Here is an 18649-nt window from a genome sequence, read left to right as displayed (position 1 = left end):
GTAGCGCGGTTAAGTGCTTAATATTGCTAATTTTTCGAAGCTTTACTACACTGGCGACACTCTCCCGCCGGTCCAGAACAGAACACTAATGAAAACCGAAATGTTTTCGTCGCTCAGGGTGATCCACGGCGTTGCAGTCCGCACTGCGCTGTCGGTTGCCGTGTCGGTGGCGCTCGCGACGTCTTTCGCGGCCGCACCGGTCGACGCTTTTGCCAAGACGACAACCTCAAAATCCACCAAGAAGCTGGCCAAGGGCGCAGTTGCTGCGCCGCAAGCTAAATCCGTCAAGTCATCGAAAGTTGCCGCACGCGCCGCCAAGGGCGCGAAGGTCGCTCAAGTCGCCGCGGTTCAGGACGACGAGACGCCGCGCGCCACGCGCCGGCATCGTGTGAGTTACCGGATGGACGCGCGCGGCCGCCGTGCCGCTGTACGATCAGTGGCGTTCCAGCCCCGGCCGCCGACCGTCGGCCAGGCGTTCGGACTGCATGAGACGCCAGACAGCCTCGCGTTGCGCTCGAGCGTTGCGTACGTGGTGGACCAGAACACAGCAGAAACCCTCTTCGATAAAAACTCGCGCGCCGTGGTGCCTATCGCTTCAATCACGAAGCTGATGACGGCCATGGTCGTGCTCGACTCGAAAGCGCCATTGACCGAAGACATCACGGTCACCGACGAAGATCGTGATTACGAGAAATTCACGGGTTCGCGTCTTTCGGTCGGCTCCGAACTCAACCGCGAAGACATGCTGCATATCGCGCTGATGGCATCGGAAAATCGCGCGGCTGCGGCGTTGTCGCGTTATTACCCGAATGGGCGTCCTGGGTTTATCGCTGCAATGAACGCCAAAGCGAAGATGCTTGGCATGACCGACACGCACTTCGAAAACTCGACCGGGTTGACGAGTCAGAATGTATCGAGCGCCCGCGATCTCGTGAAAATGGTGAACGCGGCGTATCAATATCCGCTGATTCGCCGGTTCTCGACGGATCGCAGCTACGACGTGTTTACCGGCAAGCGCAATATTGCCTACAACAGCACGAATGCGCTGATTCGTAATCCGAGCTGGGATATTGGCTTGCAGAAGACCGGTTTCATTAACGAAGCAGGCGAATGCATGGTGATGCAGACGACCATTCATGGCCGTCCGGTCGTGATGGTGCTGCTCGATTCGTCAGGCAAGTATTCGCGTTTCGCCGATGCCGGCCGTTTGCGCGGTTTTCTTGAGAGCGAAACTGCTGGTGCGGGCGAGCCGCATATTACTAGCGCTGATGCGGGCGGCGGCGGTACCTGAAGCAGTTGAGTATCGTGTTTCAGTCTCAACAATAAAAAACCGGCCTTATCGAACGATAAGGCCGGTTTTTTTATCGCCTTACGAGCGCTGCGAATCCTTAGGACTCACGCGGAGAATGTCAGCGCTGCTGCGAATCTGCGCTAGCTTCCGGACGATAACCAAGCGAGCGCGATATCTCCAGCGCAGTGCCGCTCAGTTGATTCAACCAGGAGTCTTGCAGCCGGTCGGCGGGTGCCGACAGCGAGAGCCCGGCGACGAGCCGTCCGGTGTCGTCATAGATCCCGGCAGCGATGCAGCGAACTCCCAGCTCCAGTTCCTCGTTATCGCGGGCGCATGCCTGGCTGCGCACGAATGACAATTCACGTTCGAGCTTGCCGATATCCGTAATGCTGTTCTGCGTGTGGCCAGAGAGGCCGGTTCGCGTGGCATACGCGCGGACGCGGGCGGATTCGTCGGCGGCGAGAAAGAGTTTGCCCACCGACGTCAGATGCAGCGGCGCACGGCCACCGATCGCCCGCACGACCTGCATGCCGGATCGCTCAGAATAAGCGCGTTCTATATAGACGATTTCATCGCCCTGGCGTACCGAGAGATTGACCGTCTGGCCTGTCTGCCGATGCAGTTCACGCATGGGCGGCATGGCGGCTTCACGCACCGAAAGCCGCGCTTTGACCAGATTGCCGAGTTCGAGCAGACGCATGCCGAGCCGATACGTGCCGGGGTCCGACCGGTCCACCAGACGGCACGTCACCATGTCGTTCAGGATGCGATGCGCGGTGGATGGATGCAGCGACGTGCTCTGCGAGAGTTCTTTCAGGCTGACGGGATCGGTGTGCGCGGCGAGCGCGTCGAGCAAGCGCATCATGCGCTCGATCACCTGTATGGACGTTCTGGATTCCGGGTTTGTATCGCTCATGGAGAAAATCAGTTGATACGTCAAACAGCGGAATAATGATTGTATCTCGTATTGTGAAAAGTGCGAAAGGCTCTGCGGAATGGTCGGCGCGGCAATGCAGATTTTCTGCAGACAATAAAACCCCCCGAAACCTTGAAGGCGTTCGGGGGGCGTCACTGCAAGCGAGCGGGTAGAGGGCTAGTGGTTATGCTCAGGCTGTTGTGCTGACCCTTTGCCCCAATTAGATTTGCCGATATAAGGCACCGACCCGCGCGACTGCTGCGCCTGCGGTGCGGGTGCTGGCGCCGGCGGCCTGCCGGGGTTGCCTGCCTGTTGTGGCGGCCTGCCGCCTTGAGGGCCACCGGCTTGCGGTCCGCCATGACCACCCCGGTCTCCGCCTCCATGGTTTCCCTGGTCGCCGCGATTTCCGCGATTTCCGCCGCCCCGGTCGCCCCAGCCGCCCTGTGGCGGCGGGCGCCGATAACCCGGACCGTCGTTCCAATAGCGAGGGCCCGGGCCGCCGTAATAGGCGTCGCCACCGCCGATGATCACGCCCGACTGAACTACCGGTCCGCCATAGCCGTAACCGGCTTCATAGCCTGGGGGATAGCCGGAGTAGCCCGGGGGATAGGCGGAATAGCCGCCGTCAGTTGCGTACGCGGGAGTGCCGTCCGGATAAACGGCGCAGCCTGCTACCAGCGCGGACGAAGCGAGGATCAGGCTTGTAATTGTGAGTTTCATCATGAGCTGGAAAGGCATTCCTTAAACTGATTACCGTATCTGACAGTTTCGCGGAGCGGATGTCGCAAGAAGTTTGTAAAGTTTTATCTCCGCGGTTACAGACTGAAAGTGGCAGGAATTACTCGCAGGCCAGCAGACACAACGCGGATGCGGCACACGCTGTTGACAGGACTGCAACAATGCTTTGTCCGGGGGCATCTTTATCGACTTAGGAGAAACCCTTAAAATTACAAATGTCCGGAAGTGGGCCCGTCAGCCCACTGGACCTGAGAAGGGGTTTGAAAATGAAAAAGACAATATCGACCTACTGGCCCATCACGATGCTCGTGCCGCTCGCACTCGCCGGCTACTGTCACGCGATCCACCCGGTTTCTGGGGCAGCGCCCCATCCGCAAAGTGCCGCCAGCGTCAGCGCCGAATTTGCTCGTGCAATTTCGCTTGGACTTGTCGACTCCGATAGCGCCAGCAATGCATATCGACCGGCTAATGCGACATCGGCTACGGCTGTTTCGCAGACGTTCTAAGCAAGCGCGATTAGGTAGGAGTCACAGCCACCACGCGGGCAGCGAGGCCGCTCGGGCGCACAAACGCCGTCCTTTGTATAATTCGGAGCTGTTCTGCGTGGCCTCGTCTGGTTGAGGCGCCGCAAGCATGCCGCGAGTCAATTGCAGGTTCGCGGCCGAGCCAAACCATAGCTAAATCAATGCTGGGATCTGATGAACACTGTCGCCGTCTGTTTCGTGTGCTTGGGCAACATCTGCCGTTCGCCGAGTGCCGAAGCGGTGATGCTGCATCAGGTGGGCAAGGCCAGGCTGTCTGACAAGATCGTGGTGGATTCCGCAGGGACCGGCGATTGGCATATCGGCCAGCCGCCCGACGAGCGAGCGCAGCGCGCGGCCAGGAAACGTGGCTACGACTTGTCGCCGCTGCGTGGCCGGCAAGTCAGCCACGAAGATTTCGCACGATTCGATCTGCTGATCGCGATGGACGATGCCAACGCCGCCGCGCTGACCAAAGCGTGCCCGCCGGAGTATCGCGACAAGATCCGGCTGCTGATGGAATTCGCGACGCGTGATGACACACGGGTGGTTGTCGACCCGTACTTCGGCGGCGAAGAAGGTTTCGAACGCGTGCTCGATCAGTGCGAGGATGCGTGCGAAGGCTTGCTGAGAGCGCTTCGCACGCAATTGGTAGCGTGAACGATCGAGTCGAACAGCGCGGTCGAAAGCGAGTTTCATCCAGCGCAATGTTCTCAGCAAATTCCTAAGAAAATGGCTGCAGATACTTGACTAAATCCGTAGGCTATTTATACTTGACCAAAATCATCCAGTATTAGCGGTAGCCCCCGGTAGCTTACAAATTATGAGACTCACCACGAAAGGCCGTTTCGCCGTCACGGCGATGATCGACCTGGCTTTACGCCAGGAGCAGGGCCCGGTGACGCTGGCAGGAATCAGCCAGCGCCAGCATATCTCGCTGTCCTATCTCGAACAGTTGTTCGGCAAGTTGCGCCGGCACGAGATTGTCGAATCAGTGCGCGGTCCGGGCGGTGGCTACAATCTTGCCCGCCGTGCCGAGAACGTCACGGTCGCGGACATCATTATTGCGGTGGACGAGCCTATCGACGCAACGCAATGCGGCGGCAAGGGTGCCTGCGAAGGTACGAAGCAGCACGACGGCCACTGCATGACCCACGAACTCTGGTCCACGCTCAATCAGAAGATGGTCGAGTATCTCGACTCGGTCTCGCTGAAAGATCTCGTCGACCAGCAGCGCGCACGCGAAGGATCGCCAGCAGTATTGCGCGACCGGCGCACCGAATCGGCGGGCGTCGAGCCAGTGCGCGTAGCGCCAAAAGGACCGAATTCCGTTTTCAACCTGGCCGGCTGACGGCTGCCGCTTTATTGAGTGTCTAGTCAATAACGCGGCCGTCTCGCCTTGAACGAGCCAATTGAGTTAAATCCCCGGAGCAACAGATGAATAACGCCATTCCCCACCTGCCCATTTACATGGACTACAGCGCAACGACCCCGGTCGATCCGCGCGTGGTGGACAAGATGATTCCGTATTTGCGCGAGCAATTCGGCAATCCGGCATCGCGTAGCCACCAATACGGCTGGGATGCGGAGCGGGCCGTCGAGGAAGCGCGTGAGAACGTCGCGAAGCTCGTCAACTGCGATCCGCGCGAGATCATCTGGACGTCGGGCGCCACCGAATCGGACAACCTCGCCATCAAGGGCGCGGCGCATTTCTATAAGAGCAAGGGCAAGCACATTATCACGGTGAAGACCGAGCACAAGGCCGTGCTCGATACCTGCCGTGAACTTGAACGCGAAGGTTTTGACGTCACGTACCTCGATGTGAAGGATGACGGTTTGCTCGACCTGGACAAGTTCCAGGCTGCTATCCGCCCGGACACCATCCTGGTTTCCGTGATGAGCGTGAACAACGAAATTGGCGTGATCCAAGACATCGCTGCGATCGGCGAAATCACGCGTGCGAAGGGCATCGTTTTTCATGTCGATGCAGCGCAAGCGACCGGCAAGATCGAGATCGACCTGCAAAAGCAGAAGGTCGACCTGATGTCGTTTTCGGCGCACAAGACGTACGGTCCGAAGGGTATCGGCGCGTTGTTCGTGCGTCGCAAGCCGCGCATTCGCATTGAAGCGCAAATGCACGGCGGCGGTCACGAGCGCGGCATGCGTTCGGGCACGCTGGCGACGCATCAGATCGTCGGCATGGGTGAGGCTTTCCGGATCGCGCGTGAAGAAATGGCTGTCGAAAACGAGCGCGTCCGAATGTTGCGCGATCGCTTGCTGAACGGCTTGAAGGAGATGGAAGAGGTTTATGTGAACGGCGACATGGACACGCGTGTGCCGCATAACCTCAACATCAGTTTCAACTTTGTCGAAGGCGAGTCGCTGATCATGGCGGTGAAGGACGTGGCGGTGTCGTCGGGTTCGGCTTGTACATCGGCTTCGCTGGAGCCGTCGTATGTGCTGCGGGCGCTCGGCCGTAATGACGAACTCGCGCACAGCTCGATCCGTTTCACGGTTGGCCGCTTCACGACCGAGCAGGACGTGGATTACGTGATTAACTTGCTCAAGAGCAAGATTCAGAAATTGCGGGATCTGTCGCCGCTGTGGGAAATGCATAAAGACGGCATCGACATTTCGTCGATCCAGTGGGCTGCGCACTAAGCGCTTGTCTGGCCGCTTTTGACGGCGGCTCATTTGCGCTCATGTTAGAACGCACACGCATACGAAATTCAAGGAGTTGATCATGGCTTATAGCGACAAGGTTCTGGACCACTACGAAAACCCGCGCAATGTCGGCTCGTTCGGCAAGGACGACGACACCGTCGGCACCGGCATGGTCGGCGCACCGGCATGCGGCGACGTGATGAAGCTGCAGATCCGCGTGGGCGCGGATGGCGTGATCGAAGACGCGAAGTTCAAGACGTACGGCTGCGGTTCGGCCATTGCATCCAGCTCGCTCGTGACCGAGTGGGTGAAGGGCAAGACGCTGGATCAGGCGCTGACGATCAAGAATACGCACATTGCTGAAGAACTGGCTTTGCCGCCGGTGAAGATTCACTGTTCGATCCTGGCTGAAGACGCAATCAAGGCCGCCGTTGCTGATTACAAGCAACGTCATGGTGCGGGCACGGCGGAAGCTGCTCCGGTTGAGTCCAAGCAACACGCGGCTTAAGCGACTTAAACGCGGGTTTCGGCAACATCGCACTATTCGGGAAGGGCGCTCCAGTATGTTGTTGATCGAGCGTTCTGGTTTTCGATTCAAAGCAAGGCTGCAGTTTGCGACCGGAGAAACGACTGACTCCGGACTAGCGGCTGCTGAAGAGAGACTATGGCAATCACGATGACGGACAAAGCAGCACAGCACGTGCAGAAGTATCTGGTTCGACGCGGCAAGGGCGTTGGCCTGCGCGTTGGCGTGCGCACGACCGGCTGCTCGGGCCTCGCTTACAAGCTCGAATATGTGGACGAGCTCGCACCGGAAGACAAGGTGTTCGAGTCGGCCGGCGTGAAGATCATTGTCGATCCCAAGAGTCTGGCTTATATCGACGGGACCGAGCTGGATTTCGCGCGCGAGGGGCTGAACGAAGGTTTCAAGTTCAATAACCCGAACGTGAAAGACGAGTGCGGTTGCGGCGAATCGTTTCGCGTATAGCTTCGCAAAAGAACAGCAAAGAGGCGGCGCGTGCCGCCTTTTTCTTTAGCACCGCCAGTTTTCAACGTTTCTTGTTCCTGCTCATTCTTCCACCATGGCAACGCTCAACGACAGTCACTTCGATCTGTTCGACCTCCCGCCGACCTACGCTATCGACGCAAACAAGCTCGATGACGCGTATCGCACGGTGCAGGCACAGGTCCATCCCGATCGTTTCGCGGCCGCTGGCGACGCGCAAAAGCGGGTCGCCATGCAGTGGGCCACGCGGGCAAACGAGGCGTACCAGACGCTGCGCGATCCGCTGAAACGGGCAACGTATATGTTGTCATTGCGCGGCGTGCAGGCCGATGCAGAGAACAACACCGCAATGGAACCCGCCTTCCTGATGCAGCAAATGGAATGGCGCGAAAATATAGAAGACGCGGCCGGCGCCAAAAATCTTGGCGCGCTCGAAGCGTTGCTTCATGAACTGCGCGATCAGGAACGCATCCGCTTTGAAAAACTGGCGGCGCTGATCGATAGCCACTCGGATCAGGCGGCGAGCGAAGCCGTGCGCCAGCTGATGTTTATCGAACGCGTGGCGAGCGAGATCGGCGTGCAGATCGAGAAGCTCGACTGAGTGCGCCCAGGTGCTGCATTCCAGACAAAACAGACGTCACCAACCCCCAATAGATCAACGATGGCTTTACTGCAAATTTCAGAACCCGGCATGGCTCCGGCGCCGCATCAGCGGCGGGTAGCCGTGGGCATCGACCTTGGTACGACCAATTCGCTGGTTGCCGCCGTGCGCAACAGCGTGGCCGAAGTGCTGCCCGACGAAGACGGCCATTACCTGTTGCCGTCGGTGGTCCGGTATCTGGAGAAGGGCGGCCGGCGTATCGGCCGCGTGGCGAAGGAAGAAGCGGCGCTCGATCCGCGCAATACGATTGTGTCGGTGAAGCGGTTCATGGGCCGCGGCAAGAGCGAAGTGGAAGGGGCGGAAAACGCGCCGTACGATTTCGTCGATGCGCCGGGCATGGTGCAGATTCGCACCGTCGATGGCGTGAAGAGTCCGGTGGAAGTATCGGCGGAAATCTTGGCCACGCTGCGATACCGCGCGGAAGACACGCTCGCTGACGAACTGGTCGGCGCGGTGATCACGGTGCCGGCTTACTTCGATGAAGCCCAGCGGCAAGCCACGAAAGACGCGGCGAAACTCGCCGGTTTGAACGTGCTGCGCCTGTTGAACGAACCAACCGCCGCCGCGATTGCGTACGGACTGGACAACGCGTCGGAAGGTTTGTACGCCGTGTATGACCTGGGCGGCGGGACCTTCGACCTATCGATTCTCAAGCTCACCAAAGGCGTATTCGAAGTACTCGCGGCGGGCGGCGATTCAGCGCTCGGCGGCGACGATTTCGATGCGGTGCTGTATCGGCACGTGCTGGTGAAATCCAAGCTGACGCCCGCTACGCCGGAAGACGTACGCCTGCTGCTCGACCGCGTGCGAACGGCTAAGGAAGCGCTGTCGGAGGCGTCTGAGGCAACCATTCAGGCAACGTTGTCCGATGATCGAGAAATCAATTTCACGATCACCGAAGCCGACTTTGCCGCGCTGACTGAGGCGCTGGTTGCTCGAACCTTGACGCCCACACGCAAGGCTCTGCGTGACGCCAAAGTGGCGCCCGCCGAGATCAAGGGCGTAGTGCTCGTTGGCGGCGCGACCCGCATGCCGGTGATCCGTCGCGCGGTGGAAACGTACTTCGGCCAGCCGCCATTGACGAATCTCGATCCGGATCAGGTCGTCGCGCTCGGTGCTGCGATCCAGGCGGATTTGCTGGCTGGAAATCGGCGCGGTGAAGGCGACGACTGGCTGCTGCTCGATGTCATCCCGCTGTCGCTCGGCGTTGAGACCATGGGCGGATTGACCGAGAAGATCATTCCGCGCAACTCGACCATTCCGGTTGCGCGTGCACAGGATTTCACGACCTTCAAAGACGGTCAAACGGCGATGGCAATCCACGTCGTGCAAGGCGAGCGTGAGCTGGTCTCGGACTGCCGTTCGCTCGCGCGTTTCGAATTGCGTGGCATTCCCGCGATGGCCGCCGGCGCGGCGCGCATTCGCGTGACGTACCAGGTGGACGCGGACGGGTTGTTGTCGGTGTTTGCACGTGAGCAGTTGTCGGGCGTCGAGGCGTCGGTGGTGGTGAAGCCATCCTACGGTCTTGCCGATGACGACGTCGCGCGCATGCTGGAAGAAAGCTTCACGACCGCCGAAGTCGATATGCGCGCGCGCGCGTTGCGCGAGGCGCAGGTCGACGCGCAACGGCTGGTGGAAGCGTCGCAGGCCGCGCTCGGCGTGGACGGTGAACTGCTGGACGAAGCGGAGCGGGTCAACATCGACGCGCTGATCGTGAAGCTCGCGGCAGTCACGGGCGGCGACAGCGTCGATGCAATCGAAACAGCGACGAAAGAGCTTGCCGCCGCCACCGATGAATTCGCCGCCCGCCGCATGAACAAAAGCATTCGCCGCGCGCTTGCCGGCCGCAGGCTCGATGAAGTCTGACGGCTTGCCACGGACGCGCCGAGCCTCTCACGTATAAAGAACGGAAAGAAATTCATGCCTCAGATCGTAGTGTTACCCCATGTGGAATTGTGTCCTGACGGTGCGGTGATCGACGCGGATACGTCGAAGAGCATCTGCGACAACTTGTTGGACAACGGCATCGAGATTGAACATGCGTGCGAAAAATCGTGCGCATGCACGACGTGTCACGTGATCATTCGCGAGGGTTTTAACGCGCTTGTGCCGTCGGAAGAAGACGAGGACGATTTGCTCGATAAGGCCTGGGGACTTGAGCCGACGTCGCGGTTATCATGTCAGGCGATGGTGCCCGCAGACGAGGATCTGGTTGTCGAGCTCCCGCGCTACACCATCAATCATGCCAAAGAGAATCACTGAACTTAAATCAGCGACCATTGAGACAGGAGCGCTCGCCATGAAGTGGACAGACACGCAGGATATCGCGATGGCACTGACCGACGCGCATCAGAACGTCGATCCGCAATTCGTGCGATTTACGGATTTGCATCGCTGGGTGACGGAGCTGCCCGGATTCGACGACGACCCTGAGCGTTCCAACGAGAAAATTCTCGAAGCGATCCAGGCGGCGTGGATTGAAGACGCGGATTATTGAAATACGTGACAGATAAAGCAAAACGGCGATTCCACAGGAATCGCCGTTTTGCTTTTATGCGTGCGCTTGAACGCGGCTTACAACTTAGCCTGCGACCAGCGTACCGTTTTCGATCCGCACGCGCTGACCTTGGTTAAATGGCGGCGCCTGGTGATACGTGAAGTAACGCGTCTTGCCGCTTTCCATATGCACGCGTACCGAATAGTCGGTGCTGCTGCGCAGATGTTTTTCGACCGCATTGCCGCCGAGACCGCCCCCGAGCGCGCCGAGAATCGTCATGCCGGTACGACCACCCCCACGTCCAAACTGATTGCCGATAAGACCACCCGCCACCGCGCCGCCAACCGCACCAATGCCGGTTCCCTGCCCTTCATGCCGTACGGCCGAGATTGCTTCCACCGTGCCGCAGCTCGAGCAATAAGCCGGCTGAGCGGGGGCTTGTTGCGCGTAGTTGGGCTGCTGCACGGGTACGGGCTGCTGAGCCACTTGGGGCGCCGGCTGTTGCTGCTGTTGGGCCTGCTGGGCAGCCTGGGCTGCTGCGCGCTGCTCGGCTTGCTGTTGAGCAAGCTGCTCCTGCTGCGCCTGCTGTTGCTGGGCAGCGGTCGGTCCAGCGGATTGCGCGGCCGGTTGCATGGCAACTTGCGCCGTCTGGGTCTGATCGTTGGTCGACGATGTACTCGACGCTTTCGGGAACAGACCAGTGACCGCGGCCGTAGCCGCGAGACTGGCAATGATCACCGCGCCGGCTGCGGTAGCCACGAGCGGATGGATCTTGCGCTGGCGTGGCGCGTCAGGATTCGGTGAGTTCGATGTGGTCATGTTGTTGGTGCTGTTATCCATTTTTGGACCTCCGTCTCTAGGCAGAGTGTGGCGTTACGGGTCTGACATTGCTCGTGACGTGATTTTGTTCACACGTTCACAGGAGCAGTGTCGAACAATCTGAAGCGTAAGGTTTGTCAATTTGTAACGTTTCCAGGCATCCATGTGATGCAAGAACCGCACCGGCTTGAACACCAACCGGGCCGCCTTGTTTCGTAAGAGTTTTCCAGATAAGACCCGCGTCGAGCGGTAGCCTTGGCCGGCGGCTTTTACCGAAAGTTACAAAATCAGCGTTTCTTAAGGACGAAAAAAAGGCGCTTTCGCGCCTTTTTTACAAACTTCCCTTAACCGCGTGCGCTCAGTCTTCGCGACGCAGATGCGGGAAGAGGATCACGTCGCGGATACTTGGGCTATCGGTCAGCAGCATGACCAGCCGGTCGATACCAATGCCACAGCCACCGGTCGGCGGCATGCCGTGTTCCAGCGCGCGAATGTAGTCAGCGTCGTAGAACATGGCTTCTTCGTCACCGGCATCTTTCTGGTCGACTTGTTTCTGGAAGCGCGCGGCCTGGTCTTCCGGATCGTTCAACTCCGAGAAACCGTTCGCGATTTCGCGTCCCACGATGAACAGCTCGAAGCGTTCCGTGATGCCTGGAGCCGTATCCGATGCCCGCGCCAACGGCGAGACTTCCAGCGGATAGTCGACAATAAACGTCGGCTCCCACAATTGCGACTCAGCCGTTTCTTCGAACAACGCAAGTTGCAACGAGCCAACGCCCGCGTTCAGGAACTGCGGCTGCGATGCATCGACACCGAACTTCTTCAACTCAACGCGCAGGAACGCGATATCGGCGAGTTGTTCGTCCGTGTATTGCGGCGCGTATTTCTGGATCGCTTCGCAGATTGTCAGCCGATGGAATGGCTTCGACAAATCCAGTTCACGCCCCTGATACACAATGTTCGCATTGCCGCGCGCATCGACGGCCGCCTGACGGATCAACGCTTCGGTGAAGTCCATCATCCACGTGTAATCCGTGTACGCGGCGTAGAACTCCATCATCGTGAACTCGGGGTTGTGTCGCGGCGACACGCCTTCGTTACGGAAATTGCGGTTGATTTCGAACACGCGTTCGAAGCCGCCGACCACCAGCCGCTTCAAATACAGTTCCGGCGCAATACGCAGGAACATCTGCATGTCGAGCGCGTTGTGATGCGTGACGAACGGTTTCGCCGCAGCGCCGCCGGGAATCGGATGCAGCATCGGCGTTTCCACTTCCATGAAATCCGCCTTCGCCATGAAACTGCGGATCGATGCAAACGCCTTCGTGCGCGCAATAAACGTCTGGCGCGTTTCCGGCGTCACGATCAGGTCGACATAACGCTGCCGATAACGCATTTCCTGATCGGCCAAGCCATGGAATTTATCGGGGAGGGGGCGCAGCGCCTTGGTCAGCAGGCGCAGTTCCGTGCATCGAACGGACAGTTCGCCCTTGTTCGTGCGGAACAAGACACCCTTTGTCGCGATGATGTCGCCCAGGTCCCACTTCTTGAACGCGTCGTAGACTTCCTGGCCGACGTCGGCGGGCGTGATGAAGAACTGGATCTGGCCACTGCCGTCTTGCACCGTCGCAAAACTCGCTTTGCCCATCACGCGTTTCAACATCATCCGGCCCGCGACCGCGACTTGCAGCGGCTCGGCTTCGAGCGTTTCCTTGTCTTTATCGGCGTAATCGGATTGCAGCGCGGCGGCTTGGTGCGTCGGCCGGAAATCGTTCGGATACGCAATTCCCTGCTCGCGCAGCGCACGGAGTTTGTCGCGACGCTCGGCGAGGATCTGGTTTTCTTCCGGTTCGGGAGCGACGTCCGGCTGAGTCGGTTCGGTCATGATGTGTTTGGCTTTGAATGCGATGAATGCGGCTTGGGTCTTGGGCCTGCTGCTGCGTCTTGAGTGTCGAAGCACAGGCTTCACGGAGGGTCGCTAATTTTTAGCCATGCAATGCTGCAATACATTACTGAAATGAATTGCCGCGAACGAAGCGAACGAAGCGAACAAAGCGAGACGGTTGGCGTGGCTCGCTTGTTGCCAAAGCCGAGCCGTTTGCTTGCCGTTCGCTCGCGTCTGCTTACACGCCCTGTTTGAGACTGGCGCCGATGAAGTCGTCCAGGTCGCCATCCAGCACGGCCTTCGTGTTGCTGATTTCCACGTTCGTGCGCAGATCCTTGATGCGGCTGTTGTCGAGCACGTACGAACGGATCTGATGACCCCAGCCCACGTCGGTCTTGCTGTTTTCCAGGTTGTCTTTCTCAACCTGACGCTTGCGCATTTCGAACTCGTACAGCTTCGCTTTCAGCATCTGCATGGCTTCGGCGCGGTTCCTGTGCTGCGAGCGGTCGTTCTGGCACTGCACGACAATCCCGGTTGGCGCGTGCGTCAGTCGCACAGCCGAATCGGTCTTGTTGATGTGCTGTCCGCCCGCGCCGGACGCGCGATACGTGTCAGTGCGAATGTCGGCCGGATTGATATCGATTTCGATGGAATCATCGACTTCCGGATACACGAAGATCGATGAAAACGACGTATGGCGTCCGCCCGACGAATCGAAGGGCGATTTGCGCACGAGGCGGTGAACGCCTGTTTCGGTGCGCAGGAAACCGTAGGCGTATTCGCCTTCCACCTTGATGGTCGCGCTCTTGATGCCGGCGACGTCGCCGTCGGATTCTTCGAGAACTTCGGTCTTGAAGCCTTTGCGTTCGCAGTAGCGAAGGTACTGGCGCATCAGCATGGCTGCCCAGTCGCACGCTTCCGTGCCGCCGGCGCCGGCCTGGATATCGATGAAGCAGTTGTTCGGGTCGGCCGGGTTCGAGAACATCCGGCGGAACTCCATGTCTTCAACGCGTTTTTCGAGCGCCGCCGCGTCTGCTTCGCATGAGACGAGCGTGTCTTCGTCGTTTTCCTCGCGGCCCATGTCGAAGAGATCTTGCGTGTCGCGAAGATCGTTATCGAGGTCCGTGATGGTCGTGACGACGTTGTCCAGCAGCTTTTTCTCGCGGCCCAGGGCTTGGGCGTTTTTCGAGTCGTTCCAGACGTTCGGGTCTTCTAGTACCCGGTTGACTTCTTCAAGACGCAAGGCCTTGTCGTCGTAGTCAAAGATACCCCCGGAGCTCGCCAGCGCGACGGCGCAGGTCGGCGAGGAGGTTCTCGATTGCGTTTAGACGTTCCGCTTCCATTTGATCGTTTTCAGGTTTTTTGGCTAAGAGGGAAATTATAACTTAGCGGGCGCGGCGTATTGGCGCGTGGTTAGGGGCGAGCGCGTTGACTAGTCCGGCGTTTCTTCACCCAACAGCGTGCTCGACGATCATCTGCACCCGCGCGACTCCGTTCCAGGTATCGGAAACCAGCCGGTACGCCACGACGGTGCGCGCTGGCAGCGTATCCGTGTGATTAAACCAGATGGCGTTGAATCGTTGCTGCCCGCGCCGCAATTGCAGCTTCAAATGCTTGTCCTTGACCAGCGCCTGGGACGCCACTTCGAACTCCCCGGAAAACACCGGCGCCGGAAAACCTTGCCCCCACACCGCGCCATCGATCAACTCGACAAACTGCGGCGTGAAATAAGCGTCCTCGAGTTCGCCATCGGTTTCAACCACGCGTGACAACGCGTCCGACGTCAACCACTCCCGCCCGACGGTTTCGAACGCCGCGGTAAAGCGGGGAATATCGGCGGTAACAATGGTCATCCCCGCGGCCATCGCGTGGCCGCCGAATTTCACGATCATTCCGGGTTCGCGCTTGGAAATCAGATCGACGGCGTCACGCAGATGGAATCCTGGAATCGAGCGCCCCGATCCCTTCGATAAAACCCCGCTGCCATCGGCGTGAGCAAACGTGAACGATGGCCGGTGAAACTTCTCCTTCAGCCGACCCGCGACAATCCCGATCACACCCTGATGCCACGCCGGATTGAACAACGTCAACGTGGCGGAGTCCGCCGGATCGATACTCGCCAACTCTTCGAGCGCCTGTTCCTGCATGCCGGCTTCAATCTCGCGCCGCTCGCGATTGATCGAATCCAGTTGCTGCGCCAGTTCCCATGCACGGCCGATGTCATCGGTGATCAGGCATTCGATTCCGAGCGACATATCCGATAAGCGTCCCGCCGCATTCAGCCGCGGCCCCAGCGCAAAACCGAGATCGAAGCCCGACGCGGCGCGCGCGTCGCGTGCAGCTGCGCGAAACAGCGCCGCGATGCCCGGTTGCATGCGTCCCGCGCGAATGCGCTTCAGGCCCTGCGCGACCAGGATGCGGTTGTTCGGATCGAGCTTCACGACGTCGGCGACGGTGCCGAGCGCGACCAGATCGAGCAGGCCGTCCAGACGCGGTTCAGGAAAGTCAGTGGTGAAAGCATTGCGACGACGCAACTCGGCGCGCAACGCGAGCAGCACGTAAAAAATCACCCCCACGCCCGCGATGCACTTGCTTTCGAACGTACAGCCTGGCTGGTTGGGATTCACGATCGCGCGCGCGGGCGGCAGATCGTCGCCGGGTAGATGGTGATCGGTCACCAGTACATCGATACCCAACGCATTCGCGGCCTCAACGCCATCCACGCTGGCAATGCCGTTATCGACGGTAATCAGCAGATCCGGTTTCCCACCCGCACGGCTGGCAGCGAGCCCGACAATCTCCGGCGTCAGGCCATAGCCATATTCGAACCGGTTCGGCACCAGGTAATCGATCTGCGCGCCGAACATCCGCAAGCCGCGCACGGCGACGGCGCACGCGGTGGCGCCGTCGCAATCGTAGTCAGCGACGACCAGCATGCGACGGTTGGCGGCGAGCGCATCGGCGAGAACGATGGCGGCTTCATCGCAACCTTTCAGCCCGACGGGCGCGTGCAATTTCTTGAGTTCGGTCTCGATCTCTTCCGGCGAACACACGCCACGCGACGCGTACAAACGCGCGATGACAGGATGAACGCCATGCCGCATGAGGACGGCAGCGTCGACGGGAGAGGGCGCGCGGGTGACGATTCGGGTCATGCGGACAGGCCGGTGATTACTTGTTTCATTATGTGTGTCACTCATTCGATAAGCAGCGCCGCGATCGGACGCCGCCGCCAGAATTTGCGTAGCGCGCCGCGCGTGACGGTCAGCGAAACAGAGCCGGTATCGCTGCACAACGTGAGGTGCAACGTGCCGAGCGTTCCGTTTTCCAATGCAGCCAAAGCGGGCGCAAACCAGTCGCGCTCCAGCGTACCGAGGGCATCGTTCCAGCGCGCCCAGTCCTGTTCGATGAACGGCGCGGAAAACGGATCGAGTTCGATCAGCGTGCGGCCATCGGTTGCCTTGGTTGTTGAAGCCATGAAAGCGGCGAACGATGCCGGCGGCGCTTGCGGAGCGATATCGGCTACCAGTGCGAGGCCGCGCGTGGCCGGCGCGTTCGACATCACCTGCCCGAACGGGCTCGTCACGCTGCGAAGCGCGCCTTGCGCATGCAACCAGATGGAGTTGATTGCGGGCAAGCCGCGCGCTTCACGTTCTTCGTTAAGCGGATGCTCGAACCACGCCATCTGCACTTCGTTCTGAAGCTTCATCCACGAACGCGAGCGTTCGCCCGTGCCCGCTTCGTGCGGCAACCAGATTTCGATGTTGCGCCCGCTCGCGCGCAACGGCGACGCCCCCGCCAGCGCGCCGAGATTCGGTCCAGCGACGTACCAGCGTACCGGCTGCGGCGCCTGAATGGTCAGTCCGAGGTCTTCTATCAGCGGCTTGGCGACATCGAATAACGTGCGGGCTTCGTGCTCGTCCACTCCGAGCGTTGCCGGATCGATCAGGACCAGATGATCACGCGCGATCCGTACGTGCACTGGTTCGACGCATGCCCAGATGGTGTCGCCTGGCGTTCCGCCGTCGGCAAGCAACATATAGGGCGCGAGCGGCGCTTCGTCGGCGGCTTGTCCGGGCGTCTCGTTCACCACGCCGAACTGCCGTGCAATCCAGCGCTCGTGCGGCAGCGTGCGCTGGAAATCCTCGCCGACCACGCGCTCATTGAGCGTCGCGCGGGCCAGCAGCCGGTCGAGCGCGGGGCGGTCCAGCTTGTGCAGCGCGGTGGCGGCATCCGCAGCCGATGGCAGCGCGAACGGCAAGAGAAGGTGAAGATCTGGGAGCTTGGACGTGGGCATGATGCTGCGCATTGTAGGGCAAAGGTCCCGACCTTTTCCGGGGGCTTGCCGTTTGCGTCGTGTGCTCTACGTAACGCCCGGACAGCTGCCGGATACGAAAATGAACCCTTGAGCGCGTCAAAGCTGGGCGACGTCGGAGCGTTAGAGATACGCCTGTTGCACGTCGGCATGGGTTCCATCGCTCGCGAACAAAATTCGCTAACCCCTCTTCGAAGGTTTTGCCTCAAGGCTGTGCAACGACATATGAAGCCAGAGCAACGGCAAATGCCCGGCTTGATGCGTCGCGTGCGGCTTCACGTGCGCACCAACTCGCGCGGCTCGACCTTCCGATCGATTTCACTACGCGTTGGCAATGTTTTCAGGTCATACATGGCTTGGAGATTCAGCCAGAACTCGGGCGTGGAGTCGAAATAGCGTGCAAGGCGATAAGCGGTGTCGGCCGTGATGCCGCGCCGTTCCTTCACGATTTCATGCATACGCGTAGCCGGCACGTTAAGCGCCAGCGCCAGAGCATTCACGCTCATTTCGAGCGGAACAAGATAGTCTTCCCGCAAGATCTCGCCCGGATGAACCGGACGCATGCCGTTCTTGGACATGTGCTTTCCTTTTTCAGTGATAGTCAATGATTTCGACGTCGACAGGACCCTTCGTCGTCCATTTGAAACAAACGCGCCACTGGCCATTTATACGGATGCTGAGCTGACCCCGTCTGTCACCGGCAACGGACTCGAGCCGGTTGCCGGGCGGCGACTTCAGATCGCGTATTTCCACCGCAGAGTCCAGCGCCGAGAGTCTTCTGATTGCGACATCGGCGATTGCCCGAAACCGCTTCGGTGTTTCGCCTTCATAAAGTGCTTGAGTGTCCTTGCACCGGAACGTTAGGATCATTATGTTTATCGTATAACGTTTTGCGTAATACGTCAAGAGTTGCAATCATGAGCCATCGCGGCGGCAGGGGCTGAGTTTTGACGGGATATTGCCGCGTGGGTGAGTCAGGCGAGTATGAACTGCGGGATCGGCGCGTGAAGTCAGCCGAATGGCCAGCATGGCGGCTCACGCCGTGGTTTTTCGCTCGGTCGCGTCGTCCGGGCTAAAGGTTCGGCTAAAGGTTCGGCTAAGAATTGTGTGGCAAACTTCGCGCTTGATCGCAGACGGATCGGTGCGGATCGGCGCGTCCCGCTCGCGCCAGATCGATGCGGTAAGGATTGAGAAGATGTTGTGATTGCCACCCGGGCGGACTGGCTCGGGTTAGACAATGGCGCAAGTCATCGGTCGCGCTCTTCACGGGCGCGTGGATTGAAACAAACAAACAGCCGCGCCGCCTGTGCGATGTAAAGATCGAAGAACGTTAGAA

20 protein-coding genes are annotated in these 18649 nt (G+C 59.6%); 11 read left to right on the top strand and 9 right to left on the bottom strand.

From position 1 onward, the window contains the following. Nucleotides 1–88 precede the first annotated feature (88 nt). Nucleotides 89–1291, top strand: coding sequence for a D-alanyl-D-alanine endopeptidase (pbpG, locus tag ACSQ83_RS25855; protein WP_414948170.1), 1203 nt, complete (start codon nucleotides 89–91; stop codon nucleotides 1289–1291). Nucleotides 1292–1409: 118 nt separating this feature from the next. Here the strand turns inward: pbpG and ACSQ83_RS25850 are convergent, their stop codons facing one another. Together ACSQ83_RS25850 and ACSQ83_RS25845 are read right to left on the bottom strand one after the other, a co-directional pair. After that, nucleotides 1410–2207 carry an IclR family transcriptional regulator gene (locus ACSQ83_RS25850; protein ID WP_299708754.1) on the bottom strand — a complete coding sequence of 266 codons (798 nt, stop codon included), beginning with the start codon at nucleotides 2205–2207 and terminating at the stop codon, nucleotides 1410–1412. A gap of 177 nt (nucleotides 2208–2384) precedes the next feature. Further along, complete coding sequence (locus tag ACSQ83_RS25845; RefSeq protein ID WP_436230079.1) at nucleotides 2385–2930, bottom strand: hypothetical protein; 546 nt, start codon at nucleotides 2928–2930, stop codon at nucleotides 2385–2387. Between the two features lie 281 nt (nucleotides 2931–3211). Here ACSQ83_RS25845 and ACSQ83_RS25840 point away from each other — a divergent pair, with 281 nt between their 5' ends. The 10 genes from ACSQ83_RS25840 (at nucleotide 3212) to iscX (ending at nucleotide 10294) form a co-directional block, all read left to right on the top strand. Next, the gene (locus tag ACSQ83_RS25840; protein ID WP_414948173.1) at nucleotides 3212–3451 is read left to right on the top strand and encodes a hypothetical protein; all 240 of its coding nucleotides are present in this window, start codon (nucleotides 3212–3214) and stop codon (nucleotides 3449–3451) included. 192 nt (nucleotides 3452–3643) lie between these two features. Beyond that, complete coding sequence (locus ACSQ83_RS25835) at nucleotides 3644–4126, top strand: low molecular weight protein-tyrosine-phosphatase (RefSeq protein WP_414948174.1); 483 nt, start codon at nucleotides 3644–3646, stop codon at nucleotides 4124–4126. A gap of 163 nt (nucleotides 4127–4289) precedes the next feature. Further along, on the top strand, nucleotides 4290–4817 hold the full coding sequence (gene iscR / locus ACSQ83_RS25830; protein WP_213763320.1) for a Fe-S cluster assembly transcriptional regulator IscR: 528 nt from the start codon (nucleotides 4290–4292) through the stop codon (nucleotides 4815–4817). Between the two features lie 86 nt (nucleotides 4818–4903). Then, entirely contained in the window at nucleotides 4904–6127 is a 1224-nt protein-coding gene (locus ACSQ83_RS25825) for an IscS subfamily cysteine desulfurase (RefSeq protein WP_436230078.1), read from the top strand. Nucleotides 6128–6209: 82 nt separating this feature from the next. Continuing rightward, the gene (gene iscU / locus ACSQ83_RS25820; protein WP_436230077.1) at nucleotides 6210–6638 is read left to right on the top strand and encodes a Fe-S cluster assembly scaffold IscU; all 429 of its coding nucleotides are present in this window, start codon (nucleotides 6210–6212) and stop codon (nucleotides 6636–6638) included. Between the two features lie 156 nt (nucleotides 6639–6794). Then, nucleotides 6795–7118 (top strand): iron-sulfur cluster assembly protein IscA, encoded by a 324-nt coding sequence (gene iscA, locus ACSQ83_RS25815; protein ID WP_299714671.1) that lies wholly within the window; start codon nucleotides 6795–6797, stop codon nucleotides 7116–7118. Between the two features lie 94 nt (nucleotides 7119–7212). Then, a complete protein-coding gene (gene hscB, locus ACSQ83_RS25810; protein ID WP_414948176.1) occupies nucleotides 7213–7737 on the top strand; it encodes a Fe-S protein assembly co-chaperone HscB in 525 nt (174 codons plus the stop codon). A gap of 60 nt (nucleotides 7738–7797) precedes the next feature. Further along, complete coding sequence (gene hscA / locus ACSQ83_RS25805; RefSeq protein WP_414948177.1) at nucleotides 7798–9663, top strand: Fe-S protein assembly chaperone HscA; 1866 nt, start codon at nucleotides 7798–7800, stop codon at nucleotides 9661–9663. A gap of 54 nt (nucleotides 9664–9717) precedes the next feature. Then, entirely contained in the window at nucleotides 9718–10059 is a 342-nt protein-coding gene (gene fdx / locus ACSQ83_RS25800) for an ISC system 2Fe-2S type ferredoxin (RefSeq protein ID WP_031363897.1), read from the top strand. Nucleotides 10060–10096: 37 nt separating this feature from the next. Continuing rightward, nucleotides 10097–10294 (top strand): Fe-S cluster assembly protein IscX, encoded by a 198-nt coding sequence (iscX, locus tag ACSQ83_RS25795; protein ID WP_031363898.1) that lies wholly within the window; start codon nucleotides 10097–10099, stop codon nucleotides 10292–10294. A gap of 84 nt (nucleotides 10295–10378) precedes the next feature. On the opposite strand, the gene ACSQ83_RS25790 is transcribed toward iscX, so the two are convergent. The 7 genes from ACSQ83_RS25790 to ACSQ83_RS25760 all read right to left on the bottom strand — a co-directional run bounded on the left by ACSQ83_RS25790 (nucleotide 10379) and on the right by ACSQ83_RS25760 (nucleotide 18183). Beyond that, the gene (locus tag ACSQ83_RS25790; protein WP_436230076.1) at nucleotides 10379–11134 is read right to left on the bottom strand and encodes a glycine zipper 2TM domain-containing protein; all 756 of its coding nucleotides are present in this window, start codon (nucleotides 11132–11134) and stop codon (nucleotides 10379–10381) included. Between the two features lie 337 nt (nucleotides 11135–11471). After that, on the bottom strand, nucleotides 11472–12998 hold the full coding sequence (gene lysS / locus ACSQ83_RS25785; RefSeq protein WP_414966928.1) for a lysine--tRNA ligase: 1527 nt from the start codon (nucleotides 12996–12998) through the stop codon (nucleotides 11472–11474). A gap of 238 nt (nucleotides 12999–13236) precedes the next feature. Next, a protein-coding gene (prfB, locus tag ACSQ83_RS25780) for a peptide chain release factor 2 (RefSeq protein WP_414948181.1) occupies nucleotides 13237–14341 on the bottom strand; the annotation gives its coding sequence in 2 pieces (ribosomal slippage) (nucleotides 13237–14259 and nucleotides 14261–14341; 1104 coding nt in all). A gap of 105 nt (nucleotides 14342–14446) precedes the next feature. Continuing rightward, nucleotides 14447–16153: a single-stranded-DNA-specific exonuclease RecJ gene (recJ, locus tag ACSQ83_RS25775; RefSeq protein WP_414948182.1), complete on the bottom strand. Its 1707-nt coding sequence runs from the start codon at nucleotides 16151–16153 to the stop codon at nucleotides 14447–14449. Between the two features lie 41 nt (nucleotides 16154–16194). Next, complete coding sequence (locus ACSQ83_RS25770) at nucleotides 16195–17307, bottom strand: regulator (protein WP_436230075.1); 1113 nt, start codon at nucleotides 17305–17307, stop codon at nucleotides 16195–16197. A gap of 281 nt (nucleotides 17308–17588) precedes the next feature. Further along, nucleotides 17589–17891, bottom strand: a complete 303-nt coding sequence (locus tag ACSQ83_RS25765; protein ID WP_436230074.1) for a HigA family addiction module antitoxin — start codon at nucleotides 17889–17891, stop codon at nucleotides 17589–17591. 13 nt (nucleotides 17892–17904) lie between these two features. Then, a complete protein-coding gene (locus ACSQ83_RS25760; protein ID WP_436230095.1) occupies nucleotides 17905–18183 on the bottom strand; it encodes a type II toxin-antitoxin system RelE/ParE family toxin in 279 nt (92 codons plus the stop codon). Between the last annotated feature and the right edge of the window lie 466 nt (nucleotides 18184–18649).

It is taken from the genome of Caballeronia sp. LjRoot29, assembly GCF_964252755.1.
Lineage (GTDB): Bacteria > Pseudomonadota > Gammaproteobacteria > Burkholderiales > Burkholderiaceae > Caballeronia.
The sequence above is the reverse complement of the archived record's forward strand: the minus strand, read 5'-3'. Positions and strand labels throughout refer to the sequence as shown.

Coding starts and splice junctions, on each gene's coding strand:
- ACSQ83_RS25765 (WP_436230074.1), bottom strand. CDS start 17,891: ATGTCCAAGAACGGCATGCGTCCGGTTCATCCGGGCGAGATCTTGCGG.
- ACSQ83_RS25845 (WP_436230079.1), bottom strand. CDS start 2,930: ATGATGAAACTCACAATTACAAGCCTGATCCTCGCTTCGTCCGCGCTG.
- hscB (WP_414948176.1), top strand. CDS start 7,213: ATGGCAACGCTCAACGACAGTCACTTCGATCTGTTCGACCTCCCGCCG.
- iscX (WP_031363898.1), top strand. CDS start 10,097: ATGAAGTGGACAGACACGCAGGATATCGCGATGGCACTGACCGACGCG.
- hscA (WP_414948177.1), top strand. CDS start 7,798: ATGGCTTTACTGCAAATTTCAGAACCCGGCATGGCTCCGGCGCCGCAT.
- ACSQ83_RS25760 (WP_436230095.1), bottom strand. CDS start 18,183: ATGATCCTAACGTTCCGGTGCAAGGACACTCAAGCACTTTATGAAGGC.
- iscU (WP_436230077.1), top strand. CDS start 6,210: ATGGCTTATAGCGACAAGGTTCTGGACCACTACGAAAACCCGCGCAAT.
- iscR (WP_213763320.1), top strand. CDS start 4,290: ATGAGACTCACCACGAAAGGCCGTTTCGCCGTCACGGCGATGATCGAC.
- lysS (WP_414966928.1), bottom strand. CDS start 12,998: ATGACCGAACCGACTCAGCCGGACGTCGCTCCCGAACCGGAAGAAAAC.
- pbpG (WP_414948170.1), top strand. CDS start 89: ATGAAAACCGAAATGTTTTCGTCGCTCAGGGTGATCCACGGCGTTGCA.
- ACSQ83_RS25840 (WP_414948173.1), top strand. CDS start 3,212: ATGAAAAAGACAATATCGACCTACTGGCCCATCACGATGCTCGTGCCG.
- fdx (WP_031363897.1), top strand. CDS start 9,718: ATGCCTCAGATCGTAGTGTTACCCCATGTGGAATTGTGTCCTGACGGT.
- ACSQ83_RS25850 (WP_299708754.1), bottom strand. CDS start 2,207: ATGAGCGATACAAACCCGGAATCCAGAACGTCCATACAGGTGATCGAG.
- recJ (WP_414948182.1), bottom strand. CDS start 16,153: ATGACCCGAATCGTCACCCGCGCGCCCTCTCCCGTCGACGCTGCCGTC.
- ACSQ83_RS25825 (WP_436230078.1), top strand. CDS start 4,904: ATGAATAACGCCATTCCCCACCTGCCCATTTACATGGACTACAGCGCA.
- ACSQ83_RS25790 (WP_436230076.1), bottom strand. CDS start 11,134: ATGGATAACAGCACCAACAACATGACCACATCGAACTCACCGAATCCT.
- iscA (WP_299714671.1), top strand. CDS start 6,795: ATGGCAATCACGATGACGGACAAAGCAGCACAGCACGTGCAGAAGTAT.
- ACSQ83_RS25835 (WP_414948174.1), top strand. CDS start 3,644: ATGAACACTGTCGCCGTCTGTTTCGTGTGCTTGGGCAACATCTGCCGT.
- ACSQ83_RS25770 (WP_436230075.1), bottom strand. CDS start 17,307: ATGCGCAGCATCATGCCCACGTCCAAGCTCCCAGATCTTCACCTTCTC.